The sequence below is a fragment of the Microbacterium sp. SL62 genome (assembly GCF_026672635.1).
Lineage (GTDB): Bacteria > Actinomycetota > Actinomycetes > Actinomycetales > Microbacteriaceae > Microbacterium > Microbacterium testaceum_A.
The window spans coordinates 557,204-583,747 of sequence record NZ_JAPPRM010000001.1; the positions used below are offsets into that span (position 1 = coordinate 557,204).

Below are 26,544 nucleotides of genomic sequence, written 5' to 3' on the forward strand. Positions count from 1 at the left end.
GAGTCCGGTAAAGTCTTCGAGGTTGACATCACGTCAGCGAGACGGGGCTATAGCTCAGGCGGTTAGAGCGCTTCACTGATAATGAAGAGGTCCCAGGTTCAAGTCCTGGTAGCCCCACCCCTTCCCTCGCGGGGCCTTAGCTCAGCTGGTAGAGCGCCTGCTTTGCAAGCAGGATGTCAGGAGTTCGAATCTCCTAGGCTCCACAATCGAGAACGAAGAGCCGGTCCCTCAGGACCGGCTCTTCGCCTTTCCCCCGTGGCTCAGCCGGCGGCGCGACGTCGCCCGGCACGGAGAAGAGTCACCGATACCGCGTAGAGCACGGCTCCCGATACCGCCAGCACCGTGTTCATGCCCTCCAGCGTGACGGCGAACGGCGGGAGGAACGCACACACCCACGCGATCGCGAGCAACACAGCGCCCGGAGGCGGGGGCAGCTCCCCCAGTGCCTCGAACCGCACGAGGACCAGCGAGAGCAGCCACAGCACCACGGCCGTCGCGACGAAGACGAGAGGGCGGGTCGCCCACCACTCCGGGCTCGCCGGGGTCGGTGCGGCGCCGGGGATCAGCAGGGCCACACCCGAGACGATGAGGATGACGGGCAGGTGCCACAGGTACACCGTCATCAGCCGGGAGCCGATCACGAACACGACTGCCTGGGCGACCCTCGTGCGCATCAGGGCGGTGAGAACGGGCTTGGCCAGACGCAGCAGGCAGGCCTGCGCGAGACCGAACAGCACGAGCGGGAGCGTCGGCGGGTTGAGGTTGGCGAGCATGTTGTTCGAGTAGGGCCCCCAGACCACGATGGCACCGACGACGAGATAACTGCCGGCCGCGAGACCGAGAAGAGACAGCGACGAACGGCGGTCGAACCATCCGTCCCGGTACCAGTAGCCCAGCTGTTGGATCAGGGGCCAGACGAACAACAGGTTCGCGTACCCCAGCTCTTGGACCCCCGAGGCGAAGCGCAGCGCGTCGACCGCGATCACCGCGACCAGAAAGGCCATGAGCGTGCGGCGGGGCGCGACCTCGTGCCAGTGCGTCGTGAGAGGAACCACGGCCTGGCAGAGCAGGTACGCCGCGAGGAACCACAGCGGCATCCCCACTCCCACCACCGCGGCATCGACGAGCGACGGATCCACCCCGACGAGGGCGGCCACCACGAGGACGGCCGCGACGACGAGGAACAGCGGAAGCGCCGGTTGCGCGAGGCGCAGAGCGCGGGAGCGGATGAAGCCGCGCGCGTCGCCACCCCGACTCGTCCACGTCGCCCAGCCGGCGGCGGAGGCGAAACCGCCCACGACGAAGAAGAGCGGCATGATCTGCCCGAACCAGGTCGCGGTGTCGAACCACGGCTGCATCTCGGCGGGTCGCGAGGTCACGATGGCGCCGTCGGGACCCCGACCGACGCCCACCTGGAGCAGGTGCACGACGACCACGAAGCACACGGCCGTGACGCGGGCGAGATCCAGCGTGAGGTCGCGGCGCGAGACGTCGGGCGTCGACGGAGAGAGCTCAGTGCGCATGGGACCATCGTGGCGCGACCCGGACGTCTGTCGTCACCTCCGACACGCGGGTGAAACCCGTCGCTAGAGTTCGGTCATGGACATGCGCGTGGCCGCGTACGCCGTCGTGACCGACGCAGACGACCGCGTGCTGCTCGCCCACTGGATCGACGGACGACGGGGAGCGTGGACCCTGCCGGGTGGCGGCCTCGAGGACGGTGAAGACCCCGCCCAGGCGGTGCGCCGGGAGGTGCGCGAGGAGACGGGGTTCCGTGTCGTGGTCGACGAGCTGCTCGGCATCCACTCCCGGGTCATCCCCGCCGAGGCGCGGCTCGCCGACGGCGCCACAGGCCCTCTGCACGCGCTCCGGATCGTCTATCGGGCTCGCGTCGTGGGCGGTCGCCTGCGGTTCGAGAAGGACGGTTCGACCGATCGCGCGGAGTGGTTCACCCTCGCCGCGACCCGCAAGCTGCGGCGGGTTCAGCTCGTCGACGTGGCTCTGCGGATGGCCGGCATCCTCGGCTCGTGAGCCTCAGGCGCGTTCTGCGGTGATGTCGGCGACCGTCGCGCCGTAGGCGGCGATCAGATCGTCCGCGTCGACGAACAAGCTGTATCCGTGCGCTCCCGCGCCCATGGCGATCCGCGACCCGACGATGCGTTCGTCGGCGTACACGGGCCAGTTGGTCGAGCTGCCGATCGGAACGATGGTGCCCCGTTCATAACCCGTCGCGGCGAGGGCCAGCTCGGGCTCGGGCAGGCGCAGCTTGTTCACGCCGACCACCGCGCGCAGCTTCGGCCACGAGATGGCGCGATCGCCCGGGACCAGCGCGAACAGATAGGTGTCGTCCGAACGCTTGACGACCAGCGTCTTCACGATCGAGGCAGAGGGGATGCCGAGCAACTCGGCCGCCTCGTCGAGGCTCGACGCCGCGCGACGCTCGCGCACATCGACGGAGAGGCCGCGCTCTCGCGCGGCCTCTCTGACTCTTATGGTGGGATCGCTCACGCGTCCGGCGCGCGCAGCGGGTCGTCCGCCACCCACAGCTCGTCGTCGGCGCGCAGCGTCTGCCACGCGGCGTACGCGACGCCGGCAGCGGCGACCACGCCCAGGATGATGGCGATGACGCCGCCGGCGCCGATGCCGTCGTGCTGCGAGGGAAGCTTCTTGGCGAGACGCTTCGACGCCTGCTTGCCGTACTTCTCGGCACGCTTGGCGTACTTGTGGGTGTCGAGCTCGAAGCCGCGACCCTTGGCGAGACGGTCACGGGTGTCGCCCGCGGCGTCCCACACCGACATCGCTCCGCCGACCACGGCACCGGCCGCGGGGACCACCTTGTGGCTGAGGAAGCGGTTGCTGTACTTCACGCTCTTGTCGACGTACGGAGCGGCGTACTTGTTGTACCCGTCCTGCACGGCGGGGACGAGGTCTTCGCGGCTGAAGCGACCGAGCTGGTGGCCGGCTTCACGAGCGACCTTCCCGCTCTCGCCCAGCAGCACCTGCTGCGACTCCCACACCTTCGCGGCGTGCTTCTGGAGCTTGCGCAGTTCCTTCTTGCTCTTGCGGCTGAGGCCCACGGCTCATCCTCCCTGTCGATGGGATGTACGTTCGTTCATCTTGCCAGAACGGGTCGCTGACGCCGCCGACCCTTGCAGATAACTCTGAGAGAATGTACTCATGGCCAACCACACCGCCGTCGCGACCCTGCACACCAACCACGGCGACATCGTCGTCAACCTGTTCGGAGACCACGCTCCGCGCACCGTCCGTAACTTCGTCGGGCTCTCCGACGGAACCCAGGAGTGGACGAACCCGGCTACGGGCGCCAAGGGTGAGGGTCCTCTGTACAAGGACGTCATCTTCCACCGCATCATCCCCAACTTCATGATCCAGGGCGGCGACCCCCTCGGTCAGGGCATCGGTGGCCCCGGATACAACTTCAACGACGAGATCAGCCCCGAGCTCGACTTCACCCAGCCCTACAAGCTGGCCATGGCCAACGCCGGTCTGCGCCGCAACGCCATCACCGGCCAGGCCGAGGGCACCAACGGCTCGCAGTTCTTCATCACGACCGATCCGACCCCGTGGCTCCAGGGCAAGCACACGATCTTCGGCGAGGTCGCCGACGACGCGTCCAAGGCCGTCGTCGACAAGATCGCCTCCGTCCCCACCGCCGCGGGCGACCGTCCGATCGAGCCCGTCGTGCTCCAGTCGGTCGACGTCGTCTCGGTCTGACCTCTCAGGCGGCGGCGGGTGTCCACGACTGAGGAATTCCGTCGCAACAGCGACAACTTCTGTTACCGGCATCCCGACCGGCAGAGCTTCGTGCTGTGCCAGCGGTGCATGCGCACCGTGTGTTCGGAGTGCCGCACACCCGCCGCCGTCGGCGTCATCTGCCCGGAGTGCATGGCGCAGCAACGTGCCGCGCAGACCCCGGCGCAGAAGAAAGCTCAGCGCCGCTGGGCCTCTCGTCCCATGTCGGTCGTCTCGTCCGGCCGACCGCAGATGACCCTCGGCATCATCGCCGTCACGGGCCTGGTCTACATCATCGGGCTCATCCCGGGCGTGGGCGGCGTCGTATCGAACCTGCTCGCGTTCAACAGCCTCTACGTGCTGCCGCAGGCCGGTTTCATCGAGCCGTGGCGCTTGTTCACCGTGGCCCTCGTCCACAGCGGGTTCTTCCATGTGGGCCTGAACATGCTCGCGCTCTGGTTCATCGGGCGCAGCCTCGAGCCGCTCCTCGGTCGCGCGCGGTTCCTGGCGCTCTACCTGATCGGTGCCCTCGGCGGCTCGGTCGCCGTCGCGCTCCTCGCCCCCGGGGTGTGGACCGTGGGTGCGTCCGGCGCGATCTTCGCGCTCTTCGGTGCCCTGCTCGTGATCGGACGCCACATCGGCGCGGACATCCGCGTCATCGCCGTGCTGATCACCATCAACTTCGCGTGGCCGTTCGCGATCGCCGGCATCAACGCGATCGGGTCGGGCGACTTCGCGGGCTCGCTCGCCGCGGTGGGGATCTCGTGGCAGGCGCACCTGGGCGGACTGATCACCGGCGCCGGCGTCGGGCTGATCTACGCGCGAACGCGCGCGGCGACGCAGAAGCGGGTGCAGATCGTCCTGCTCGTCGTTATCAGCGTGCTCCTGATCGCACTGCTCGCGATCCCGGCTGTGTTCTACGTCTGAGAGTTATCCACAGCCTCATCCACAGGTGGGGATGAATTACACGGGTGTAAGTCAGCGCCATTTCGTGGTCATGAGGAACCCGACGAACGCGATGCCGAAGCCGATCACGAGGTTCCACGGACCGATGCCGGGGATCGGGAACTGCGAGTTGCTGAGATAGAACACCAACACCCACACGAGGCCGATGAGCATGAGGCCGATCATGATGGGCAGGAACCACACCGGGTTCGGAGCCGATCCGCCTTCGTTGCGCTCAGCGATCGGGTCTTCGCCTTTGCCAGTTCGAGCCATGCCGGACAGTCTAACGGTCAGGTGCGCGTGATCCCGCGGAACTAGACTGCCCCCGTGCAGACCGTCGACCAGCCGCAGACCCGCCGGGGATCACGGCGCGGTCGCGCTCCGCGCCGGCGGGTGTCCGTGATCGGGGTCATCGGTGATCTGCTGGTCACCGCGGGCGTTCTCGTCCTGCTCTTCGTCGTCTGGCAGCTCTGGATCGGCGACGCCATCATCGGCGCGCAGTTCAAGGATCAGGGCAGAGAGATCAGCGAGCAGTGGGCCACCAATCCGCCGCCGTCGGCGCCCCTGCCCACGACGACCGCTCCCGCTCAGCCGGCGGCACCCCCCACGGCCGACCCGCCCGCCCTCGAGCAAGCGGAAGACGCGCAGATCTTCGGCGTCGTCTACATCCCGCGCCTCGGCCCTGACTACCACTTCCCGGTCGCCGGGGGAGTCAGCTCGTCCCGCACCCTCGATCCGATCGGCCTCGGTCACTACCCTGACTCCGCCATGCCCGGGCAGGTGGGCAATTTCGCCATCGCCGGCCACCGCGGCAGCCACGGGGCGCCGTTCGCGGACCTGCCGTCGTTGCGCATCGGCGATGCCATCGTCGTCGAGACCGAGGGCGGGTGGTACACCTACCGGTTCCGCAACATCGAATACGTGCGTCCCGACGGCGTGAACGTCCTCCTGCCGACACCCCAGCAGCCGCAGATCGAGGCGACGGACCGCGTCATCACGATGACCACCTGCAGCCCGCGCTACGGCTTCTCGGAGAGAGCGATCGGCTACGGCGTGTTCGAGTCCTTCACCCCGCGGACCGACGCCGGTCCGCCGACGTCTCTGACCTCTGGAGCAGCCTGATGTACGGAGCCCTGTGGCGCGTCCTCCCCGGTCCGTGGTGGGTGCGTCTGCTGATCGTCCTGGTGCTGCTCGCGGCCGTTCTGTACGGTCTGTTCTTCTACGTCTTCCCCTGGGTGAGCGACCTCGTCTATCCCCAAGAGGTCACGGTCGAGTGAGTCCCTGGCGCGTCGTCGTCGTCGACAATCGCGACAGCTTCGTCCACACCCTCGCCGGCTACGTCCGAGACCTCGGAGCCGATACCGTCCTGATCGAAGCGGACGATCCCGGGCTGCCGGATCTCGCCGTGCGTGACGCACAGGCGATCCTCGTCTCACCCGGCCCCGGTCACCCCGACGACGCCGGGCACTCGGTCGCCGTGGTGCACGCGGCGCTGGGTGCCGGCATCCCTCTCCTGGGAGTTTGTCTCGGACATCAGGCCATCGCGACGGCGTTCGGCGGACGCGTCGGACACGCGCCGGAACTGCTGCACGGGATCACGAGCGTCATCCGGCACGGGGGAGACGGGGTGTTCGCCGATCTTCCCGACGGCTTCGTCGCCACCCGCTACCACTCGCTCTCCGTCGACGCGGAGTCGCTCCCGGCGGAGCTGGAGGTGACGGCGCGGACCGACGCAGGAGTGGTGATGGGCCTCCGGCACCGGACCGCGCCGATCGAGGGCGTGCAATTCCACCCCGAGAGCGTGCTGACCGAGGGCGGACATGTGCTGCTCGGCCGCTGGCTCGAGAACGCCGGACTTTCGGGCGCCGCTGCACGCGGCTCCCGACTTCACCCGCGCGGTGTCAGGCGCCCGAACACACCGTCAGCGTGATCTCGCTGTGCACCGGGACCTCACCCGGGGCGAGAGACTGCGTCTTGACCGTCGGGGGCGTCGCGGCCTTGCAGCCGGGATCCTGCTGCGTCTTGACCGTCAATTGCTTCGCGTCGGACTCCAGCTCGCGCTGGGCCGCCTCGAGGGTGTAGCCGGTGTAGTCGACGATGACCACCTGTCCGCTGGCGACCACGAGGTTCACCGTGGTGCCCTTCGCGACCTCGGCACCCGACTCGACGCTCGAGGAGATGATCGTTCCGGCGGCGAGAGCGGGATCATCCTGGCGGCGGATCGAGCCGACCGACAGTCCCGCGTTCTGCAGCGCTGTCCGCGCCTCGCTCTCGGTGATCCCGTCGAGGGTCGGAACCGTGGCCGTATCGGGTCCGGTCGAGACGTAGACCGTGATCCTCTGCCCGGCGGTGACATTCGTCCCGGCCTCGGGGACCGTGCTCACGACATTTCCGGCGGCGACCTTCTCGTCGGACTCGTTCACGCGACTGGTGGTCAGCTGCTGGCCCTCGAGCGTCTCGACCGCGCGGTCGTACGACATGTCGACGACGTTGGGGACCGTGTATGCGCTGGTGGGCACGTCGTTGCTCGGCTGGATCTGCATGACCCAGATGAGGACGGCCACGAGGAGCACGGCGAGCACGGTCACGCCCGCCCAGATCCAGGCCACCGGGGGGCCGGGCTGCGTGCGGCGCATCGTGGTGTCGGTGCTGAGCTGCCGCAGCGAACGCGCGGTCTCAGCCGCTTGACGCGGGTTCGGACCGTACAGTTCGTTCGACAGCGCCGACATCTGGCGCTTGGTGGGGCCCTTGCCGTCGACGGTCTCGTCGAGGGCTTCGCGGAAACTCGCGGCGTCCTGCGGGCGCTGGAACGGGTCCTTCGCGAGGGCGCGGAGGACGATGGCGTCGAGCGCGCGAGGTACCGTCTCGACGATCTCGCTGGGCGGGACCGGGGCCTCGCTGACGTGCTGGTAGGCGACGGCCACGGGGGTGTCGCCGCGGAACGGGGGTCGACCCGTGAGGAGCTCGTACAGCACGACGCCCGTGGAGTAGAGGTCGGCGCGGGCGTCGACGGACTCGCCCTTGGCCTGCTCGGGCGAGAAGTACGCCGCCGTGCCGACGATGGCCGTGGTCTCGGCGACCGTGGACGAGGAGTCGGACACCGCGCGGGCGATGCCGAAGTCCATCACCTTGACGCGTCCGGAGTCGGTGATCATCACGTTTCCGGGCTTGATGTCGCGGTGCACGACGCCGGCACGGTGCGAGTACTCCAGAGCCTCCAGGATGCCGTCGACGTACCGCAGCGCGTCATCGGTGGGCACGGGCCCCTCGGCGATGACGTCCTTGAGCAGACGGCCGTGCACGAGTTCCATGACGATGTACGGAACCGGGCGCTCGTGGCCGTCGACGCCCGTCTCGACGTCCTCACCCGCGTCGAAGACCCGCACGATCGTGGGGTGGGCCATGCGCGAGGCCGCCTGCGCCTCGAGCCGGAACCGCGTGCGGAAAGCGGCGTCGCCCGCCAGATCGGCCTTCAGGACCTTGATCGCGACCGTGCGCCCGAGCGTCTGGTCGTACCCGCGATAGACGCTGGCCATGCCGCCGCGACCGATGAGGTCGTCGACGCGGTAGCGCCCGGAAAGGACGCGCGTCTCAGTGGTCACGGGTGGAGCTCCTGGCGTGGGGGATGGGGATCAGGGCTTGACGGTGGGAACCGCCGCGGGCGTCGCCGACGGCGAAGACGAGCTGCCGCCCGTGATCGTCGCCGACGCCTCGCCCGAGGGACCGGCCGTCCGGTCGCCGGCGCCCGAGCAGCTGACGGTGTACGTCACCCGCAGGGTCTGACCGGCGGCGTTGTTGACCGTCAGCTTCGCGTTGCGCGCGTCGGGCGCGAACACCGCGGTCGACTGTCCCGTGGCGTCGAAGGTGCCATTGGTGGCGGTGAAGTTGTACGACGTGACCGACCCGGTGCCCGAGGGGCACGAGTACTGCTGCCACGAGACCTGGATGTCGCTGCCCGCCGTCACCGAGGTGCCGGGGAGGGTCGGCGTGCCGGGCGTCGAGAGCGGCGTCTCTTCGCCGTAGACCGTGACCTCGATGTTCGTCCCCCGCGGGTTGCTTCCCGTCGGATTGACGACGTAGACCTTGCCGACCTGGTCGGCGCTGGCGGCCGCGTTCCCGGTGGTGCAGGTGGCGCCGAGGTTCGCGGTGCGGAGGGCGGAGCGCGCTTCGTCGCAGGTCTTTCCGATGAGGTTGAGCGCATCGACGTCGACGAGGGTGTTAGACGGGGTCGGGACGGGTGACGGCGAGGACGGCGCCGGAGCCGGCGTCGACGAGGACGCGGAGGGGCTCGCGGGAGCCGCGTTCGAGTCGCCCTGGTTCGTCAGCAGCGTGACGAGCGTGCCGATCAGCACCAGCGCGAGCAGGGCGATCAGCGCGATGAGCGGCCAGGTCCAGGGACTGCGCTTCTTCTTCTGCGGCGCGGGGTCTTCTTCGGTGTGCTCCTCGGTGAGGAGCGAGGTCGCCGCCGCCGGAGTCGGCATGAGTCGCGTGGTGGCCGAGGTCTGCCCGCCGGCCGTGAGCAGCTGGGTCGCGTCATCGGCGAGAGCGGCACCCGCCGCGATCGCGGGGACGGCGGCGGCCGCGGCCGCGAGGTCGCCGCGACGCAGAGCGGTTGCGGCGCGCGAGACGGCGGCCGACGAGGCCGGACGGTCGTCGGGCTTCTTGGCGATCATCGCCATCACGAGGTTCTGGACGGGCTGCGCCACCGTGGGGGGCAGGGGAGCGGGCTGCTCGTTGATCTGCGCCATGGCGATCGCGACCTGCGACTCGCCCGTGAAGGGACGCTTGCCGGCCAGGCACTCGTACGCGACGATGCCGAGCGAGTAGGTGTCGGTCGCGGGCGACGCGGGGTGACCCGACGCCTGCTCGGGCGAGAGGTACTGCACCGTTCCCATGACCTGACCGGTCGCGGTCAGCGGCACCTGGTCGGCGATACGGGCGATGCCGAAGTCGGTGATCTTGACGCGACCGTCGGGCGTGATCAGCAAGTTGCCCGGCTTGATGTCGCGGTGCACGAGGCCCGCGGCGTGCGCCGCCTGGAGCGCGGCGGCCGTCTGGGCGACGATGTCGAGGGTCTTGTCGGTGGAGAGCGACCCGTCGCGCTCGAGGATCGTCGACAGGGCTTCACCCGGGACGAGCTCCATCACGAGGAAGGCGCTGCCGTCCTCCTCGCCGTAGTCGAACACGCTGGCGATGCCTTCGTGGTTGACGAGGGCGGCGTGGCGCGCCTCGGCGCGGAAGCGCTCGAGGAAGCCCGGGTCGCCCATGTACTCGTCTTTGAGGATCTTGATGGCAACGGTTCGTCCGATGACGTGATCCGTCGCCTCCCAGACCTCGCCCATACCGCCGATCGCGATCCGCGAATCGAGCTCGTAGCGTCCTCCGAAGGTCACACCTTGCGTCGGTCTCATTTACCCAGCACCGCCTCCATGACCTTCTTCGCTATCGGGGCGGCGATCTCGTTGCCGCTCCCGTTCTGCCCCTGGCCTCCACCGTTTTCGACGACCACGGCGACGGCGACCTTGGGGTCTTCCGCCGGTGCGAAGCCGGTGAACCAGAGAGTGTAGGGACGGGAATCGTTCTCCGCCGTGCCGGTCTTACCCGCCACCGCGACCCCGTCTATTCTTGCATTCGATGCTGCGCCGTCCTGGACGTTCGCCGTCATCATGGTGACCATCTGGGCGGCGATCGAGGAGTCCAGAGCACGTCCGAACTCGCTGCTGCTCGCCTCGTCCTTCACCGAGAGGTTGGGCTCGATCACCCGATCGACCATCCGCGGGTTCATCACCACGCCATCGTTCGCGATGCCGGCCGACACCATCGCCATCTGCAGCGGGGTCGCGCGGACGTCGCCCTGACCGAAGCCGCTGAGGGCGGTCTGCGGAGCGTTCGGCGAGGTCGGGTAGATCGAGGGCGTGGACTCGAGCGGCAGGCTGAACGAGGTGTTGAACCCGTACTTCTCGGCCTCGGCGCGGATCGCGTCGTCGCCGAGCTCGACCGCGAGCTCGGCCATCGGGATGTTGCAGCTCAGCCGCAGCGCCGTCGCGATGGTCACGGTGTCGCCGCCGCCGCAGGTGCCGCCGCCGGCGTTGCTCACGACGTTCGTGGACTGGGGCAGCGTGTACGCGGCGAGGTTCGGGAAGGCCGAGTCCGGCGTGTAACGACCGGATGCCAGCGCCGCCGAGGCGACGACGAGCTTGAAGGTCGAGCCCGGAGGGTTGAGGTTGCCGCCGATCGCGCGGTTGTCCATCGGCTTCGACGGGTCGGCGATCAGCTGGTCGTACGCCGCGTTGACGGCATCCGTGTCGTGTGAGGCGAGGATGTTGGTGTCGTAGCTGGGCTTGGACACCATCGCCAGGATGCGCCCGGTCGAGGGCTCGATCGCCACGACGGCGCCCTGCAGGTCGCCGAGGGCGTCCCACGCGGCTTTCTGCACATTCGGGTCGACCGAGAGCTCGACGTTCGAACCCCGCGGCGCCTGGCCCGTGATGGCGCGGTCGATGCGCGAGAAAAACTGGTTCGAATCGGACCCGCTCAGCACGCTGTTCTCGGCGGCCTCGATCTGGGTCTTCGCGTCGAGCACCGGGTTCATGTAACCGGTCACGGGCGCCCACATGTCGGCATCCGTGTACTGACGCTGCCAGCTGTAGACGTCGTTCGAGGGAACCGATGAGGCGATCGCGGTGCCGCCGGCGATGATCGATCCGCGCTGGATCTGGTACGAGTCGTACAGCGCACGCGTGTTGCCGGTGGTGTTGGTCAACGAGTTGGCCTGGGCGACCTGGATGATGCTCGTCGAGGCGAACAGGGCCAGGAACATCGCCAGCATGACGATGCTGAGGCGTCGGAGCTCTTTGGTCACGGTGCCTCCTCGGGAATCGGGGCGTCGACGGGGGCGAATTGGCGGGTCATCAGCCGATCACCACCCGGGGGCGGCTGCGCACCGCGTCGGAGATCCGCAGCAGGAACGCGACGATGATCCAGTTCGCGATGAGCGACGATCCACCGGCCGCGAGGAACGGGGTGGTGAGGCCGGTCAGCGGGATCACGCGAGTGACGCCGCCGACCATGATGAACACCTGCAGGGCGATCGTGAACGAGAAGCCCGTCGCGAGCAGCTTGCCGAAGTCGTCCTGCCCCGCGAGACCGATGCGGATGCCACGGCTGGTGAAGACCATGTAGAGCGCGAGGATCGCGAACAGGCCCACGAGACCGAGCTCTTCGCCGAGGCTCGGCACGATGTAGTCGCTCTGCGATAGCGGGGTGATGTACGGCCGTCCCTGACCGAGACCGGTGCCGAAGAGGCCGCCGTGCGCGAGGCCGAAGATGCCCTGCACCAGCTGGTAGCTGCCGCCGTCGCGGTTGATGACCTCGGGGTCGAAGGCGCTCAGCCAGTTGGCGAAGCGCCCGTTGACGTAGGGGAGGACCCGGGATGCCAAGAAGGCACCGCTCGCGACCAGCACCAGGCCGATGAGCACCCAGCTCGTCTTGCCGGTGGCGACGTAGAGCATCGCGACGAACATGCCGAAGATCAGCAGGCCCGTGCCGAGGTCGCGCTGCAGCACGATGATGCCGAGCGAGACGAGCCAGATGATCAGCACCGGGCCGAGTTCACGGGCGCGCGGCCACGTCATGAACAGGAACCGCGTGCCGGTCGAGGTGAGGCTCTCTCGGGTGCGGACCAGATAGCCGGCGAAGAAGATCGCCAAACAGATCTTGGCGAGCTCACCGGGCTGGAACGACACGAAGCCCAGCGACACCCACACGTCGGCGTTCTGGTCGGTTCCAAGGCCCGGGACGAAGGGCAGCAGGAGCAGCAGGATGCCGACGAGGCCGAACAGGTACGTGTAGCGGAAGAGCACCCGGTAATTGCGCACGAAGATCAGCACGGCGAGGGCTGCGACCATCGCGATGGCCGCCCAGGCGATCTGGCGGTTGCCCGTGGCATCCCATCCGCTCGCCTTGTCAGCGAGGTCGATGCGATAGATCATCGCGATGCCCAGGCCCGTGAGGACGGTGGCGATGGGAAGCACGAACGGGTCGGCATCGCGGGCGCGCAGGCGCAGCACCACGTGCATGATCAGCGCGAGGACCGCCGGGATTGCGGCGACCGAGAGGTAACCGGCTTCGACGGTGTTGTTCACGCCGAGCTGCACGAGGACGATGGCGCCGCCGTAGACGGCGATCGCGAACAGGAGCAGGCCGAGCTCGCGGTTGCGCTGCTTCGCGGGGACGCGGATCTTCTTGAGCGCGCGCATCACAGCCGTGTCGGTGGACACGGCGTCGCCCGATCGGGTGAGCTTCTGGTCGGTCATCCGCTTCCCTCCGCCGCGGGACGCAGGCGTTCGACGATCTTCTCCGCGTCGTTCAACGACGGCGCGGAGATGGTGGCCTGGACGGTCTGCCGATCGAAATCGGACAGCTCGGACAGGGGGATGTTCGTGTCCTGGTAGACCGTCGACAGCGAGATCGGACCGATGGACTGCTGGATGCCGCGGTAGATCACGACCGAGTCGCTGTCGGCGCCGACGTAGTAGAGCGTCTGCGTCCAGTTGTAGCCGGCGAACAGGCCGACGCCGATGCCGGCAAGTACCAGGATCAGCGCGGCGAGCCAGCCGAAGCGGCGGCGGCGGGCGCGGCGACGGTCTTCTTCGATGAGCTCCTCGAGGAACTCGGCCGCCGGCTCGAAGTGGGTGGGCTCGTTCGCGACCTGGCGGGCGTGGTGCAGCCACCCCGACCGGCTGGGACGGGCGGCGGGCACGACCACGCCGCTGGGGGTGGACGCGGAGCCGACGATCGTGGGGGTTCCGATGAAGACCGGGTGCTGGCCGCCGACGTCGACGAGCACGACCGTCACGTTGTCGGGAGCGCCGCCGTCGAGCGCCTGCTTGAGCAGAGCGTCGGCCGTGCGCGCCGGGGGCATGCCGAGGGCCAGCGTCTTGGCGGTGTGGGCGTCGTCGACGACGCCCGAGAGGCCGTCGGAGCACAGCAGCCAGCGGTCGCCGTCCTGCGTCGGCATGATGAAGCTGTCGACCTCGGGGTCGGGATCCATGTCGCCGAGTACTCGCATGAGCACCGAGCGCCGCGGGTGGTACCGGGCCTCTTCGGGCGTGATGCGGCCCGAGTCGACCAGACGCTGGACGAACGTGTGGTCGGCGGTGATCTGCGTGAGCGTGTCGTCGCGGTACAGGTAGATGCGCGAGTCGCCGATGTGGCCGATGACGGCGTAGTCGTCGACCATGACGAGAGCGCTCACCGTCGTTCCCATGCCGGCCAGCTCGGGGCGGCGGGCCACGGTGTCGATGAGCTCCGCCGCCGTGTCGGCGAGGGAGTCGCGGATGGCGTGCTCGGCCTGGGCGGGGGAGCCGAAGGGCTGGTCGAGCTCGGTGAGGCGGCGGATCGCCAGGCTCGAGGCGACGTCACCGCCCGCGTGCCCGCCCATGCCGTCGGCGACCACGAACAAGTTGGACCCGGCGTAGCCGGAGTCCTGGTTGTTGGAGCGCACCTTGCCCGTGTGGGAGATGGCGGCGCTCGAGCCCTGGAAGACCATGGAGGAGGGCTACTTCCTCAACTCGAACGTCGTCGCGCCGACCTTGATCGGAGCCCCCACCTTGACCTGAACCGGTGCGGCGACGCGGACGCCGTCGTGCGAGGTGCCGTTCGTGGAGTCGAGGTCCTGCAGCATCCACTGCTCGCCCCAGAGGACGAGTCGGGCGTGGTGGCTCGAGGTGTAGTCATCGCGGATGACCAGACCCGACTCGCTGGAGCGACCGATCGTCAGCGGCTCGGTGCCCAGGGGCAGCTCGAGGCCGGCCTTGGGACCGCTCGTGATGACGATGCGCGAGACGGCCGACGTGGTCGCCAGACCCCCCGCGGGCGCCGGGGCCGGAGGGGCGGGGCGCTTGACCTGCGTGGTCACGGCGTCGGGCGATGAGGTGGGGGCGGCTGCCGCCGGAGCGGGGGATGCCGTGGGCTCGGGGAGCTTGCGCACCTTGACGCCGAACAGGTCGGCGCGCAGCGAATAGACGACACCGAACACGAAAAACCACAGCAGGACGAGGAAGCCGCCCTGAAGAAGAAGGAGAGTCAGCTGACTCATGAGAGGGGTCCCCGTTCCCGGACGTCGAAGATGCTCGTGGCGTCGGACGCCGAAGGGCGTCGCGGCGGCTGCGCCTGGGCGACCACACGGAACACGATATTGGTGCGGCCGATCGAGATCGTCGAATCGGGCGGAAGAGCGGCCTCCGAGACCTTGCGGCCGTTGAGGGTGGTGCCGTTGGTCGAACCGAGGTCGCGGACCATCGCGCGCTCGCCGTCCCACAGGATCTCGACGTGCTTGCGGCTCGTGCCGGCGTCGGGGATGGTGATGTCGGCGTCGCTGCCGCGGCCGATCACCGTGCGGGCAGCGGTCAGAGGGTGACGAGTGCCGTCGATGTCGACGACCCCGCGCCACGCGACCTGCCCCTCGGTGGTCTGCGAGTCGACACGGAGCGTGCCTGTCGACAGCGACCCGTCGCGTTCGATCGTGATAGCGACCGGACCGGCGAAGGAGTAGCCCTGCGTACGGGCGTGCTTCTTGACCAGGGTGTCGAGCTCGGACACCAGGGTCGAGCCCAGCGCGCTCATCTTCTCGTCGTCGGCGGGCGAGAGGCGCACCGCGAACGTGTTCGGCGCGAGGATGCGCTCACGCGTGACGACCACGGCTTTCTTGTCGAGTTCGCTGCGCAGAGCGGACGCGATCTCCACCGGCTGGATGCCACTGCGGAAGGTCTTCGCGAACGCACCGTTGACGGCGCGTTCGAGACCCTTCTCGAAACTGTCGAGTAGCCCCACGAGACTCCTTCAGGCAGGCAGACCAGTAGGCACATCGTAGTCAGCGCGGCTGGGGAGGTCATGGACGCGGGCTTCGGAGCCGCGTTTCGTGACGCGGTCGCGGCCGTGATATTCTCGGGAAGTTGGTCGCGTGGCATCCTGTGTCACGCAACGCGCGAGTGGCGGAATAGGTAGACGCGCTGGCTTCAGGTGCCAGTGCCCGCAAGGGCGTGGGGGTTCAAGTCCCCCCTCGCGCACCATAGGAGGCTTACTGCAATCACCCTGGCTTTGCAGGGCGGTAAGTAAGTCACCTACGGCTCCAACGAAAAGGTCACCCTTCGGGGTGGCCTTTTCGGCTGTGTCCGGGCTTTTGCGGGCCTGTTCGACTCTTGCCCCAACCAGCGCCGTTTCGAGGCTCGGTCCGGCTTGTAGCGCCAATGCCCACGTGGGGTGAGATCAGAGGCACCCTCGGAAGGAACGATCTGCCGGCGAGACTCGCTGATGCGTGGGAGTGCGACGAATTCGACTCGATCGATGAACTCGCGATAGGCATAGAAGAGGCATGGACACTCGCTGAGTTGACCGGAGGTCTCACCTCGCTGACTCACCGCGTTCACTCACGAGAACACGTGACCAAACTTCATCAGGTCTGATGAGTTAGGGCGTTGGTGCAGGAGCCGGCTCGGTGAGGTGGAAGGTCGCCAAGTCCAGACCGAACAGCAGGACGGCGCCCGCAAGAGCGATCACCACCACCGCCCCGATAATGACGATCATCGAGGCACGCAGATACCAGATACTTCGTGTGACCTCGCGGAGCTCCCACTCTCGTAACGCGTCGGCGGTGGCGATGTTGCGCAACGCCGGCCACCCGAATGAGGCACGCAGGCCGCACGCCATCGCCACCAACACGAGGCCGACGGCGGCGCCGAGGAGCCAGACGCCTTGCTGCAGTTGCGTTGCGGTGGCGTCCTTCACGATCTCAGGCGCAGCTATCAGTCCCGCGAATGTGATGGCTCCGCCGGATAGTCCGACACCGTTACGCCACTTCTCGGCGGCGCTGCGGACGGACGGCAACTGGTTAGCCGCCATCTCCTTCAGCCGTTTCCGTGCGGCCAGTTCATCTGCGGTAGCGCGGCGCACGTTGACCACCCGATAGGTCATGCTGCCTTCTCCACCACGACGCTCCAGCTCTGCCCACAGCCCGTCTGCCCATCGGGTCGTCCTGGGTGGGGTTCGGTGCACGTGCATTCGATCACGAGGACCAACTCGCTCGCACCCTGAGCGACGAATGCTCCGGCGTCGTTGGACGGGACCAGCTGAAGATCGACGGGGCACTCGACGGAGCCAGCGCACCACGGGCACGTCCCGCGGAAGGTGAGCCGCTTACCTCGGGCACTCTCCCTCACCGAATAGTCGCCTGCGGTGTGATCGTTGAAGGACGCGGACGGATCCGAGCCCCAGGGGGTGGCCTGATGAGTCAAGAGCGAGCCCGTCCCCGCACTCGCGCGTTCAGCTGAGCCTGCGTCAGGGAGTGCAAGTCCAGATGTGGCTGTCCGACGGCCAGGAACTCGACCGCGAGGGCGTAGTCCTGTGTCGGGTACTCCTTCTTCTGAGCTTCCGTCCAGGGACTGTAGGTATGGCTCAACACGAGGTAGTACGTCTCGTCGTCCACACTCCACGCGTTCCCCACCGTACGGTACCTGCGACAGAAGACGGTATCGGAGTTGACTGACTGCACCCCGGGCAGAAGGCCTGGTCGCTCCCGGCCCGTGGGCAGGTCTCGGAACGCCGCACCTCGCAGGCGATCCGCGCGTGTGGGTTGGCGGCGCCAAATCTCCTTGATCTCATCGAGGGAGATGTTGCGCACGAAATCGACGTCGATGTGGCACGAGATGTACTCGCGTCGGCTGCGGCGGACCGCGGGGTCGAAGGCGAGCGCCACCCGCAGCTCCCGTTCCCAGGCACCCGACGCGAACTGCTCCGGGACGGGCAGCTCGATCACTTGGTAGGTGTTTCCGTCGATGATTCCTTCGTGCACGAGGATTGCGCGACTGCCCTCGCTTTCGAGCACGTTCTCCGCGCGCGGGACACCGTACGCGGCGTGCTGCACGTTGGGCATGTGGTGCGGCGGCTCGGCGGAGAGAGCGGTCAGCGCCCTCAACAGATTGGCTCCGGCCGCCGGATAGCGCGTGGCGATCTTCGCGACCTCGTTCGCAACGTGCGGCGCAGCGTAACTCGTGCCCGCCACGGTGCTGAAGAGGCGGCCTCCACTGGCGGGCGTAAGCGAGATGGCGGAGACGTTTGCGTCGTTGATGAGGAGGGCGTCGGTGTCGTGGTTCCATGCCCAGCTGCCGCCGTACCCGCCGAACTCAGGTTTCTGCTGGCCTGTGCCGGTAGGCCCGGTGCGGGAGAAGGGTGCGCCCTTCCCTGCGGGGGCAATGCCGACGCCGCCCGGGAAGCGCGACACGTCGACCTGGTCAGTGTGGGCAATCGACCCGACCGTAAGCGCCAGCGCGGCCGTTCCCGGCGCGGCGATACGCGCGTTCTCGTCTTCCAGGTACTGGGGGTAGTCGGTCTTCCAGTGCGTCCCAGAGGGCAGTGCGGTGAGGTTGCCGGCGCTGACGATGACCACCATGTCGAGCTCTCGGGCGAGCATGTCGATGACTGCGGAGAGGTCCGCCGGGAGTGCCCCTGAGTCGGCGTACGCCTGCGCGTACGCGAAGACCACAATGCGTACGTTCTCGGAGGCGAGCCAGCGCATGGCACTTTCGACTTGCAGGGTCGGCTCGTCGGCGAGTTCCGCTTGTCCCTGCGCGTTGCTGTGAGCTACCCGGGCTGCATAGATCGGTCGCGGGTCACGGTCCACGGTGCCACCGAGGAGGTCGGCCACCCGTCCCCATGCGGCAATGGCAGCGACGTGCGTGCCGTGGGTGGTCGGGGTGCCGAGCGCGCCTGAGGAAGGGAAGTCACGGGTCGCCCGCACGACATTGTGCATCCAGGGGTTCGCGGTCGACACGAGGTCGTCGATCACGCCGATGGGCGCCCCGGCGGGGGTGATGCTGTCCGTCGGGCGGGGCGCCGCGCTGAGATCTTCCGCGCGCACGTCGATGGCCAATGGGCCTCGGACGCGCTCGACGAGCGGGTGATTAAGCAGAGCGTCCAGGGTCGCCCGATCCACCTGCGCGCGCAGATGGATCCGATCCGGGTTCGACGCGTCGCTGAGCAGTACGCGGACGCGTCCGTCGGTGTCGGAGGTGATCAGCGCCTCGACCTCGTCGAGGCGCTCTTTGGCGACCTTCAGTGCTCCACGGGAGGCGACGGACGTGGGCCAGATGCTGACGTCGACGGTGGTCACGTCGTCGACCTCGGGGAAGCGAAGGTCTGGCGCGGTACGGTCTTCGCGTCCGTACAGCTCGATGCCGGTGATGTTGTCCAGTGCGTCCAGCCACGCCTTGGAGGACGTGGTGAAGTCTTCGGGGTCCTCGTTGTATCCCTCGATGAGTGTGCGGAGTATCGCGCGGGAGTCCGCATCGCTCAGTGCGAAGAAGGCGCGGTCGTGGGCAAAGGCAAGTTGTACGAACTTGTGCTCCCATCCTCCGAGCCCGGATGTCGAGAACGGCATCTTGCCGGTGATCTTGAACACGTGGCGGCCGAGATCGTCAGCGTCGATACCGTCGTCTTCGACATCGTCATCGGTGCTCAATGAGAACAGCCCCGGCGAATGTGACTCGAGCCCCTCGAGGATTCCTCGCAGGGTCGTGGCCTGTCCGCGGCGGCTCAAGTCTCCGCCGCCGTCAGGGAAGCCCTCGCGGCGTTTGGCACCGTCGAGGGTCAGCGGAGGAGGAAGCGGGAGATGGTCGGCCACGCCAGGATGCTATGGCATCCCTCGGTCGCCGTGGGTTACATCCACGGCCGCGAAAGCGTTTCAGATAGGGCGCGGTGGAGGTGCACGGGGTCGGGGGTGCTTGCATCGTCAAGGGCGGCAGAACGGCGGACCCAGTACGCGAAGTACTCGACCGCAGCATGAGGACGGCCGTTCAACTCGTTCGCCAATCCGCGTATTTCGTCGAAGGGCAGCTCGGGGAGGAGCCGGCTGAGTAGCTCGGTGATCTCAGTTGCGGTGGGCAGAGGAAGTTCGACGATGGTGTCAAATCGCCGCCACAGGGCCGAGTCGAGGACGCCGGAATGGTTCGTGGCCGCCACAATTAGTGACGGACCGGCGTAACGGTCAATCTGTTGCAGGACTGCATTCACGACGCGGCGAAGTTCGCCGTGGTCGCTCGGGTCGTCGCGTCGCTTGCCCAGACTGTCGAACTCATCCAGGAAGAGAACGTACGGGCCGGAGCTGGCGAACTCGAACAGGTTGTTGAGGTTGGCTGCGGTCTCGCCGAGGTAGCTGGAGATGAGCCCTTCTACACGCGCGGTGACGAGTGGGCGACCGAGTTCACCCGCGAGCGCCTCGACCGTGCTTGTCTTCCCGCAGCCCGGCGGCCCCGACAGCAGAAGACGGTTTCGGCGAGGGAGGCCCATCTTGTCTAGCCGAGACCACTGTCGTACCTCGTTCAGAAGCGCCTTCAGCGATGTTGCTGGCTGATCACCGAGGACGAGGTCAGTCAGCATGGCGTCCGGCCGGCTGGTGTAGGCGAGTGGCAGTGATGAATCGCGGTCGACGGGTACCTCAGGAAGTGCCGGTTCTTCGGTGACGGCTAGCGCGCTGTTGGCTGCGAGGATCCCTCGCAGCTCTCGGGCGAGGACGTTGTGCCGCTTGGCTTCCTCTTCCTGAATTATCGCCTGGGCGGCGCGACGGAACTTTAGATCGTCCCTCTCCCCATATGCGGAGATCATGTCCCTCAGGTGACGCCCAGCCATGCTTGCAGTCTAACACTTTTGGTTCACCGTATGGGAAAAAAGTACTAATATTGCGTACGTGTCCGGCCGCCTTCGACGTGAAGAGATGCTCAATTTGCATCGCTCGGAGCATCTATGTGCGGCACTGCGCAGAGCACGCGAGCAAGCCAAATTATCCCGTGCGGAACTGGCGGCGCGGTCCGGGGTGAACGCGTCGACCATCCAGAAGATCGAGGACGGACGCAGCGCCAACCCAGGCGTCTTCACGGTCGCGGCCTTGGCCGTAGCCCTCGACCTTGACATCAGCGACGTCGTCCGTCGTCGGACGGGTCGCCTGAGGACGGCGAGATTGAGTTCGGTTGAACCGAAGTCGGACCCGGACGCTCGGTGAGGGACCCTGGCGCCTTGCCTCCGCGGATAGCCCCGATTAGTTCGGGGTGGTGACGTCTGTGCTGGCCGCGACGGATCCGAGCCGCGTGACCTGCCAGACGTCCGAGACGCTCGCGCAACTGATCAGGATCAGCGGCGCGGACTCGTCCTGGCTGGGCGGTCAGCCTGCTGACGCGCCATCCGGAGCAGGCCGAATACATGCGCCGGAGTGTGGGTCTGTTGCACGGCGGCGATCCGCTCGATTGTCACGCCGGGCTCACGGTTCTCCGCGACGCGCACTACGTCGTCGCGGCGCTCCTTCGAAAGGCTTTGGGCACGATCGCATCCTTCCAGGCCCGCATTCCCAGGCAAGCCAGATCAGATGTCACCTATCCGTGCAGCAGACCCGGATCCTGATGGAGCAAGCTGTGTGAAACTGCCGCCAGTTGCTGTGGCCTGTCTCGGGGCCCTACGTTGACGTGAGGATGGCAACGCATAACGCATGTCGTCTTCGCTGAGGACTGGAGGGTGTCAGATGGGCTTCAGGGTTCAATGGGACGATGACGGCTTCGATGACGAGGACGCCATCTTTGAGACGGAGGCCGAAGCTGAGGCCTACGCTGCCGACCAGCTCAACAACTTCCACACCGGCGCCGAAGTTCTCCACCTTTCTAACCCCGGTGACTACCCGCAAGACGGAGAGGAAGATCCCGAGTACGAGATCGTGGAAGTCGAGGAATAGGCCAGCTTCGAGACCGTCCGAGCGTCCGCGGCGATGGTGGTGTGGAAGAGAAACTTCCTAGAGCATCTGGGATTTCAGCCGTAGGTATCGACCTTCACTAGCCTCCCCTCTGGCGCAGGTACTGTTCCAGGTAGGGGAAATCTCGGCGCTCAGATAGCGCGTCGATGGGTGAGCCAGTGGCGCACATTAAGTTCGCGTCCAAGAGTGGGTGCGCGTGGATCTGCAGCGGATCGTCAAACACGCCGGCAAATGCTAGTCGGGAAATCTCCCCTCCTACGCCGGCGAGTATGTCTGCGACCTGCACTCGTGAATCGCTCCGCGAGTCGACGAACCTGATGCCGCGCAACTCTGCTCCGGGATGCCAAAGACCGAGCACCGGGAACGGGCGCCCAGCAGCAGCTATCAGCTCGTCAACTGAGTCCGGGCCGATGCTGCCGCAATTGTCGGCGACGAACTCAAGCGGCACATCCCCAAGACGGACCGTCCAGGTCTGGGCGACGGCTACCAATGAGGGCCACATGGGATCGATCTCTCTCATCGCTGAGGCAGGCGCGGCAGCCAGCTCGACAACCTTGTGGCAGCCGGCCCACATGCGATGCAGCATCACGCCGGTCGTTCCGTCCTGGCAATTCGCGCGTGCGTCATGTAGGGCGGTGAAGAACGTATCCGGCGCTGGCCGTTCCCTCCCAGCGCGCCGATAGCCTCTTAGCAGCGTCGCGAACGACCCGAGCAGGGCATACCAGCGTTGACTACCCACTGCGACCGCAGCGTTGCTGGCTAGATAGTCGGCGCGTGCGCGGCCATGCAGGCCGATGTCCACGAAGTCACCTGCGAGCAGAACATCAGCGAGCTTTGCAGTGACGAAGTAGGACTTGTCCACCAGATGGATGTTCCCTGCGTCAGCCAGACTGTCGAGGGCGTTTAGGAGTGCGGGTCTGTGCCTCTGGCGCAATGCGATCTTCGACTTGAACTCGGGCGCCTGGCTCGGCATATCGTAACGCAGTCGATCCATGAGTGCGTCTGCGTCAGCGATGCTCAGACTGGTGCTCGCCAGCACGAAAGCGGGATCACGAGCGTCGAGTAGATTGTCCCCTTCGGAACCGGACTCGTCACACGCGATGACGGTGGTCTGCGATGACTGATCCATGCCACTCATCATGGTCGGATGATGATCCGAGCGCTGCTCCAGCTTGGTAGCTTGCCCATGCGGGTACGTCGGGCCGGAGTCGTGGGCCCTGACGTTGATGACCCCGGGGAGCAGGCTCGAGGTGCGTACCGCGACAATAGCTGCGCGGGATCACAGCCGAGACGTACGCTGCCTGTCATGGTCACGTACATCCCCTCGCACGACGTCTCCGCGGAGTACTCCATGTGGCGAATGCCGGAGGAGGAGGTTCGAGCGTTCCTGATTGCTACGAACCACGGTATGAGCGAGTGGCTCGACGCTCAGTGGGCTGCGGCCGATGCGCGTGCTGTTGCGATCTTCGACCCCGAGCAGCACGATGAGGGGCTGGTAGCTGAACTCTTCCAGGAAGCCGTCGGTGTGTGGCCCGACGAGTACTTTTGGCAGCTGTCCAGCGCTGTCATCAAGGATGCCTGCGCGCTCTACGAGGTCTTCCTGGACGCCATGGCGAATGCGGTTCTTCGGCGCTTCGGCGCTTCCCTTAGTTCCCGCGGAACCGAGAACTCTTGGAAGTGGCCGGAGTGTGAGCTGTTCTACCGTCACTACATCGGCATCGATGTCGCCCCACCGGACATCAGGGCGGTGCTTTGGATTAGGAACAAACTAACGCACCTTCGCGGAGACCTTCGGACGCCCGCCGGGGAGAGCGAGTTTCAGGCGTACGTCACTCGTCTCGGTATCGACGCCCCCGCGACACCCGACGAGGCAGCCCTCGGTCTCGTCACTGATGCGCCGTACATGACTCGAGGAGTGCGGCTGACCCAGCTGCACACTCTTCGTATCCTTGACGTCATCGCGGACCAGGTCGGCGCCGTAGCCAAAGCCGCGTTTCCGTTCGACTACGGCGGGAAGACCAACCCGTATCTCCTCGCCGTGAGAGCGAAAGCTCCGCTGCCGCTCAAAGGGTTCCCCGCAGGCCGCCTACAGCTGTAGGTCATGCCTCCTGAGCACGTTGTGGACAGATGACTCTGAGACGCTCACTGAGTGGGCGCTGGCGACGTTTGTGCGTCCCTTGGCGTGAAGGCGCAGTATCTCTTCGATCCTGTCCAGTTGGATCGAAGACGGACGCTTCGTGACACCTGCCCGCTTCAGCCTGTGGTGGACCGTGCCCTCGTTGACGCCGTATTTCCGAGCGATGGCCCGGGCCGACATCTTGGCAGAGTAGTCGGCGACGATGGCTGCGTTGACTTCCACGCTCAACCGCTTCGGTGACGGACTGCCCACGTGAACGGTTGTCGAAGGCCGAGACGCGCGCTCAGCGCGCGCTCGCGTTCGCAGTTTGCTCAGGTGCGTTGTCGCCCGCTCTCGATTGCAGTGGGAACGCAGGAGGCGCACAGGTGACAAAGACCCCCGGGTGCATCCCGGGGGTCTTTGTCGTTTCCCGCAAGGGGAAGCCTCGCAGACCGGGCGGGTCTTGCCGTCACACGAACCTCTCGACGTGGATCCGTCGGTCGGGAAGGCCCGCGGCCCTCGCATCGCGGACGACGAGGTCGATCCACTCCTCGGGACCGCAGACGAAAAGGTCCGAGTCGAGCAGGTCGGGCAGGACGGAGCCGATCGTCGCCCCGCGGGCGACCGCCTCCTCCGTCATCCATGACGTCTTCTCGGTGGGCCGACGACCGATCATCTCGATCACCGCACCGTCCCCGACCAGGTCTTTCGTCTCGCCCCACAGGGCGGTCTGCGAGGGGTCGCTCGCGCGCAGGACGACGGTGGCTTCGCCCGGGCGCAGGTCGCTGTCCTCCAGCAGGGCCCGCGCGGGGGCGACACCGACCCCGGCTGCGACGACGGAGAGGTGCGGCGCCGCGCGCACGGCATCCGTGAAGATCCCGTAGGGGCCCGCGAACGAGACCTTCGCTCCTGGCTTCAGTCGCGCAAGACGCTCCGTTCCCGCACCGAGTGCGCGCACAGTGAGGCGGGCCTCCGTGTCGGTCGGCACCGCGGAGAACGAGATCGGGTGCGCGTGCCACCAGGTGCGGCGACTCCAGAACCGCCAGATCGCGTACTGGCCCCCGCGCACACCGAGGCGCGACAGGTCGCGGCCCGAGAGGTGGATCGAGAACACACCGGGGCTCAGCGGCTCGACAGCGGTCACGCGGAGCTGGTGTTCGTCGGTGGCGAGCAGCGGCGCGGCGAAGCGGAACCACGCGATCGATCCGAATGCCAGGACGTAGAGACAGATCCAGTAGAAGGTCTGCGGTGTGCTGCCGGAGAGCACCTGCCCCGCCGAGAGCTGATGCGGAATGGCGACGAGAACAGCGACGTAACTGAGCAGATGGATCGCGTGCCACACCTCATGGGCGAGACGGCGACGCAAGACGACGAGAGAGGTCACGACGACGACGACCAGCAGACCCGTACCCAGCCACGCGAGCAGCATGTCGGCGCCGGAGAACAACGACAGTGTCTGGTGCCAGAGTGACAGACCGTCTCGCAGGGAGTATCCGACGATGATCAGGGCGCCGTGACCCAGGATGAGATACACCGCGGGTTTGCCGAGGCGCCGGTGAAGCCGGATCGCAGCGTCCTGGCCGAATGTGCGATCCACCCACGGGATTCGCGCGGCGAGCACGAGCATCAGCAGCAGGAAGTCGGAGCCGACGAGGCCCGTCACAATCCCTGCGGCGGTGACTGCGCTGGCGAGGTCGGTGATCTGAGCCGGTCGCCCCGACGTCAGGAACAGCATCACCGCCACGATCACCGAGACCCAGCAGGCCGCGACCAGGACGACCTCGGCCCGTTCTCGTCGGCGGAGGGAACGAACGCGATCCCGTTGCGCGGTCGCCTCGCGCACGGACGGCGAGGGGCCGTTCGATCGGATCGTGCTGCTCACGGGATGCCCTTCAACCCGCAGACGTGGAGCGGGCCTCTCCCAGTTTCGCACCCCCGCCCGGGCGGGACCCGGCTCGTCAGGTCGCGCGACGACCGCGCGCCACCCCCGCCTGCAGCGCCACGACAAAAAGAACGACCGCCGCCCCGGCCGCCGCGAGAAGGGCGATCGCACCGGCGTCGGCGCCCGGAGCGGACGCCTGACCGAACTCGTCCTGCCAGGGCCAGAGCGCGCGGAGCGAGCCCAACATGAGCCCGGTCATCAGCGCGAGCATGAGGGCGTGGTACCGGCGCAGCATCACGCGAAGCAGGTTGACGAAGAGGCTGAGGCCCACGACGGCGCCCAGGGCGAAGGCCGCGATGTACGGCAGGTCGCGTTCATTGAGGGCCACGAGTGTCGTCTCGTAGAGGCCGAACACCAGCAGAAGGAAAGCGCCCGACAGGCCGGGCAGGACGAGGGCGCACACCGCGACCGAGGCCGCGAGGGCGACGATCACCAGCGGCGGCTCCGCGACGGTGGCCGTCGGCAGACCGGTCAGGGCGAACGCCGCGGCGCTCGCGACGAGCGCGATGAGACCGAGACGCCACGTCCAGCCTCGGCCGAGCATACGGACGGGGATGAGGAGGGATGCCGCGATCATCCCGCCGAACACGGCTCTCGTCTCGGTCGGATACGCGGACACCAGCGGCGCCAGGACCCGGGCCCCCACGACGACGGCGACCACCATTCCGAGCAGCACCGGGGCGACGACACTCCAGCGCACGGCCCGGAAGTGCGCGGCGGTTCGTGTCATGCCTCGACCGCGCACGACGTCGGCGCTCGCGACGAGCCCGCGCACGATGTGGCTGGCCGCGTCGATCAACGTCGCGTACACCCCGACGGTGAGGGCGACCGTGCCGCCGCTGACCCCGGGGACGACTTCCACCGCCCCGATCAGCGTGCCGCGCACGAGGTTTCCCAGGGGGCGCAGAGGTGAACGTCGGTCGGCAAGGGTGTCGGCCATTCGGACAACGCTATGCGAGACCGCTCGGGAATGCGATTCGCGCGGACGCGTGATCGCAC

General features: G+C 67.3%; 26 protein-coding genes and 3 tRNA genes. 12 read left to right on the top strand and 17 right to left on the bottom strand.

Annotated features, from left to right (window positions below; genetic code table 11):
- Positions 1-43: 43 nt before the first annotated feature.
- Positions 44-117: transfer RNA gene (locus tag OVA26_RS02585), tRNA-Ile, on the top strand.
- 13 nt (positions 118-130) lie between these two features.
- Positions 131-203, top strand: a tRNA-Ala gene (locus OVA26_RS02590).
- Positions 204-260: 57 nt separating this feature from the next.
- On the opposite strand, the gene OVA26_RS02595 is transcribed toward OVA26_RS02590, so the two are convergent.
- Positions 261-1,523 carry an acyltransferase family protein gene (locus OVA26_RS02595; protein ID WP_268102864.1) on the bottom strand — a complete coding sequence of 421 codons (1,263 nt, stop codon included), beginning with the start codon at positions 1,521-1,523 and terminating at the stop codon, positions 261-263.
- 76 nt (positions 1,524-1,599) lie between these two features.
- On the opposite strand from OVA26_RS02595, the gene OVA26_RS02600 reads away from it, so the two are divergent.
- Positions 1,600-2,031 (top strand): NUDIX hydrolase, encoded by a 432-nt coding sequence (locus OVA26_RS02600; RefSeq protein WP_074694506.1) that lies wholly within the window; start codon positions 1,600-1,602, stop codon positions 2,029-2,031.
- A gap of 3 nt (positions 2,032-2,034) precedes the next feature.
- Here the strand turns inward: OVA26_RS02600 and OVA26_RS02605 are convergent, their stop codons facing one another.
- Both OVA26_RS02605 and OVA26_RS02610 read right to left on the bottom strand, forming a co-directional pair.
- Positions 2,035-2,508 (bottom strand): aminoacyl-tRNA deacylase, encoded by a 474-nt coding sequence (locus tag OVA26_RS02605; RefSeq protein ID WP_268102865.1) that lies wholly within the window; start codon positions 2,506-2,508, stop codon positions 2,035-2,037.
- Positions 2,505-3,077, bottom strand: a complete 573-nt coding sequence (locus OVA26_RS02610) for a hypothetical protein (protein ID WP_056225083.1) — start codon at positions 3,075-3,077, stop codon at positions 2,505-2,507. The genes OVA26_RS02605 and OVA26_RS02610 overlap by 4 nt, the downstream gene beginning before the upstream one ends.
- A 100-nt stretch (positions 3,078-3,177) precedes the next feature.
- Here OVA26_RS02610 and OVA26_RS02615 point away from each other — a divergent pair, with 100 nt between their 5' ends.
- Positions 3,178-3,735 carry a peptidylprolyl isomerase gene (locus OVA26_RS02615; RefSeq protein ID WP_056225086.1) on the top strand — a complete coding sequence of 186 codons (558 nt, stop codon included), beginning with the start codon at positions 3,178-3,180 and terminating at the stop codon, positions 3,733-3,735.
- An 18-nt stretch (positions 3,736-3,753) separates the two neighbouring features.
- Positions 3,754-4,680, top strand: coding sequence for a rhomboid family intramembrane serine protease (locus OVA26_RS02620; protein ID WP_268102866.1), 927 nt, complete (start codon positions 3,754-3,756; stop codon positions 4,678-4,680).
- Positions 4,681-4,731: 51 nt separating this feature from the next.
- On the opposite strand, the gene OVA26_RS02625 is transcribed toward OVA26_RS02620, so the two are convergent.
- Positions 4,732-4,971 (bottom strand): cell division protein CrgA, encoded by a 240-nt coding sequence (locus OVA26_RS02625; protein ID WP_094735171.1) that lies wholly within the window; start codon positions 4,969-4,971, stop codon positions 4,732-4,734.
- A gap of 54 nt (positions 4,972-5,025) precedes the next feature.
- Here OVA26_RS02625 and OVA26_RS02630 point away from each other — a divergent pair, with 54 nt between their 5' ends.
- The 3 genes from OVA26_RS02630 to OVA26_RS02640 are packed head-to-tail and all read left to right on the top strand — an operon-like array spanning position 5,026 to position 6,628.
- Positions 5,026-5,820: a class E sortase gene (locus OVA26_RS02630; protein ID WP_268102867.1), complete on the top strand. Its 795-nt coding sequence runs from the start codon at positions 5,026-5,028 to the stop codon at positions 5,818-5,820.
- On the top strand, positions 5,820-5,975 hold the full coding sequence (locus OVA26_RS02635; RefSeq protein WP_164481586.1) for a hypothetical protein: 156 nt from the start codon (positions 5,820-5,822) through the stop codon (positions 5,973-5,975). The genes OVA26_RS02630 and OVA26_RS02635 overlap by 1 nt, the downstream gene beginning before the upstream one ends.
- Positions 5,972-6,628, top strand: coding sequence for an anthranilate synthase component II (locus tag OVA26_RS02640; RefSeq protein ID WP_268102868.1), 657 nt, complete (start codon positions 5,972-5,974; stop codon positions 6,626-6,628). Before OVA26_RS02635 ends, OVA26_RS02640 begins: the two co-directional genes overlap by 4 nt.
- Here the strand turns inward: OVA26_RS02640 and pknB are convergent.
- Genes pknB through OVA26_RS02675 form a run of 7 tightly spaced genes read right to left on the bottom strand, consistent with a single transcriptional unit; the run spans position 6,600 to position 15,531 of the window.
- Entirely contained in the window at positions 6,600-8,300 is a 1,701-nt protein-coding gene (gene pknB, locus OVA26_RS02645; RefSeq protein ID WP_056225100.1) for a Stk1 family PASTA domain-containing Ser/Thr kinase, read from the bottom strand. The two genes, OVA26_RS02640 and pknB, sit on opposite strands and share 29 nt — an antisense overlap.
- 30 nt (positions 8,301-8,330) lie before the next feature.
- Positions 8,331-10,109, bottom strand: coding sequence for a serine/threonine-protein kinase (locus OVA26_RS02650; RefSeq protein ID WP_268102869.1), 1,779 nt, complete (start codon positions 10,107-10,109; stop codon positions 8,331-8,333).
- Positions 10,106-11,560: a peptidoglycan D,D-transpeptidase FtsI family protein gene (locus OVA26_RS02655; RefSeq protein ID WP_268102870.1), complete on the bottom strand. Its 1,455-nt coding sequence runs from the start codon at positions 11,558-11,560 to the stop codon at positions 10,106-10,108. The genes OVA26_RS02650 and OVA26_RS02655 overlap by 4 nt, the downstream gene beginning before the upstream one ends.
- A 49-nt stretch (positions 11,561-11,609) precedes the next feature.
- Positions 11,610-13,013 (bottom strand): FtsW/RodA/SpoVE family cell cycle protein, encoded by a 1,404-nt coding sequence (locus OVA26_RS02660; RefSeq protein ID WP_144783604.1) that lies wholly within the window; start codon positions 13,011-13,013, stop codon positions 11,610-11,612.
- The gene (locus tag OVA26_RS02665; RefSeq protein WP_074694499.1) at positions 13,010-14,248 is read right to left on the bottom strand and encodes a PP2C family protein-serine/threonine phosphatase; all 1,239 of its coding nucleotides are present in this window, start codon (positions 14,246-14,248) and stop codon (positions 13,010-13,012) included. Before OVA26_RS02665 ends, OVA26_RS02660 begins: the two co-directional genes overlap by 4 nt.
- Positions 14,249-14,257: 9 nt before the next feature.
- Positions 14,258-14,797, bottom strand: a complete 540-nt coding sequence (locus OVA26_RS02670; RefSeq protein ID WP_074694498.1) for an FHA domain-containing protein FhaB/FipA — start codon at positions 14,795-14,797, stop codon at positions 14,258-14,260.
- Positions 14,794-15,531 (bottom strand): FhaA domain-containing protein, encoded by a 738-nt coding sequence (locus OVA26_RS02675; RefSeq protein ID WP_268102871.1) that lies wholly within the window; start codon positions 15,529-15,531, stop codon positions 14,794-14,796. The genes OVA26_RS02670 and OVA26_RS02675 overlap by 4 nt, the downstream gene beginning before the upstream one ends.
- A 152-nt stretch (positions 15,532-15,683) precedes the next feature.
- On the opposite strand from OVA26_RS02675, the gene OVA26_RS02680 reads away from it, so the two are divergent.
- Positions 15,684-15,770 (top strand) — tRNA-Leu (locus tag OVA26_RS02680).
- 397 nt (positions 15,771-16,167) lie between these two features.
- Here the strand turns inward: OVA26_RS02680 and OVA26_RS02685 are convergent.
- The 3 genes from OVA26_RS02685 to OVA26_RS02695 form a co-directional block, all read right to left on the bottom strand.
- Complete coding sequence (locus OVA26_RS02685; RefSeq protein ID WP_268102872.1) at positions 16,168-16,671, bottom strand: hypothetical protein; 504 nt, start codon at positions 16,669-16,671, stop codon at positions 16,168-16,170.
- Between the two features lie 316 nt (positions 16,672-16,987).
- On the bottom strand, positions 16,988-19,375 hold the full coding sequence (locus tag OVA26_RS02690; RefSeq protein WP_268102873.1) for a S8 family serine peptidase: 2,388 nt from the start codon (positions 19,373-19,375) through the stop codon (positions 16,988-16,990).
- A gap of 35 nt (positions 19,376-19,410) precedes the next feature.
- Complete coding sequence (locus OVA26_RS02695; RefSeq protein ID WP_268102874.1) at positions 19,411-20,379, bottom strand: AAA family ATPase; 969 nt, start codon at positions 20,377-20,379, stop codon at positions 19,411-19,413.
- A gap of 85 nt (positions 20,380-20,464) precedes the next feature.
- Between OVA26_RS02695 and OVA26_RS17410 the strand changes: the two genes are divergently transcribed.
- Positions 20,465-20,749 (top strand): helix-turn-helix domain-containing protein, encoded by a 285-nt coding sequence (locus OVA26_RS17410; RefSeq protein ID WP_442786066.1) that lies wholly within the window; start codon positions 20,465-20,467, stop codon positions 20,747-20,749.
- 480 nt (positions 20,750-21,229) lie between these two features.
- The gene (locus tag OVA26_RS02700; RefSeq protein WP_210075596.1) at positions 21,230-21,469 is read left to right on the top strand and encodes a hypothetical protein; all 240 of its coding nucleotides are present in this window, start codon (positions 21,230-21,232) and stop codon (positions 21,467-21,469) included.
- Between the two features lie 97 nt (positions 21,470-21,566).
- Here the strand turns inward: OVA26_RS02700 and OVA26_RS02705 are convergent, their stop codons facing one another.
- Positions 21,567-22,616 carry a DUF3800 domain-containing protein gene (locus tag OVA26_RS02705; RefSeq protein WP_268102875.1) on the bottom strand — a complete coding sequence of 350 codons (1,050 nt, stop codon included), beginning with the start codon at positions 22,614-22,616 and terminating at the stop codon, positions 21,567-21,569.
- Between the two features lie 177 nt (positions 22,617-22,793).
- On the opposite strand from OVA26_RS02705, the gene OVA26_RS02710 reads away from it, so the two are divergent.
- Positions 22,794-23,585 (top strand): hypothetical protein, encoded by a 792-nt coding sequence (locus OVA26_RS02710; RefSeq protein ID WP_268102876.1) that lies wholly within the window; start codon positions 22,794-22,796, stop codon positions 23,583-23,585.
- Between the two features lie 487 nt (positions 23,586-24,072).
- Here the strand turns inward: OVA26_RS02710 and OVA26_RS02715 are convergent, their stop codons facing one another.
- Both OVA26_RS02715 and OVA26_RS02720 read right to left on the bottom strand, forming a co-directional pair.
- Positions 24,073-25,485: a ferredoxin reductase family protein gene (locus OVA26_RS02715; RefSeq protein ID WP_268102877.1), complete on the bottom strand. Its 1,413-nt coding sequence runs from the start codon at positions 25,483-25,485 to the stop codon at positions 24,073-24,075.
- A 76-nt stretch (positions 25,486-25,561) separates the two neighbouring features.
- Complete coding sequence (locus OVA26_RS02720; RefSeq protein WP_268102878.1) at positions 25,562-26,485, bottom strand: DUF368 domain-containing protein; 924 nt, start codon at positions 26,483-26,485, stop codon at positions 25,562-25,564.
- Positions 26,486-26,544: the final 59 nt, after the last annotated feature.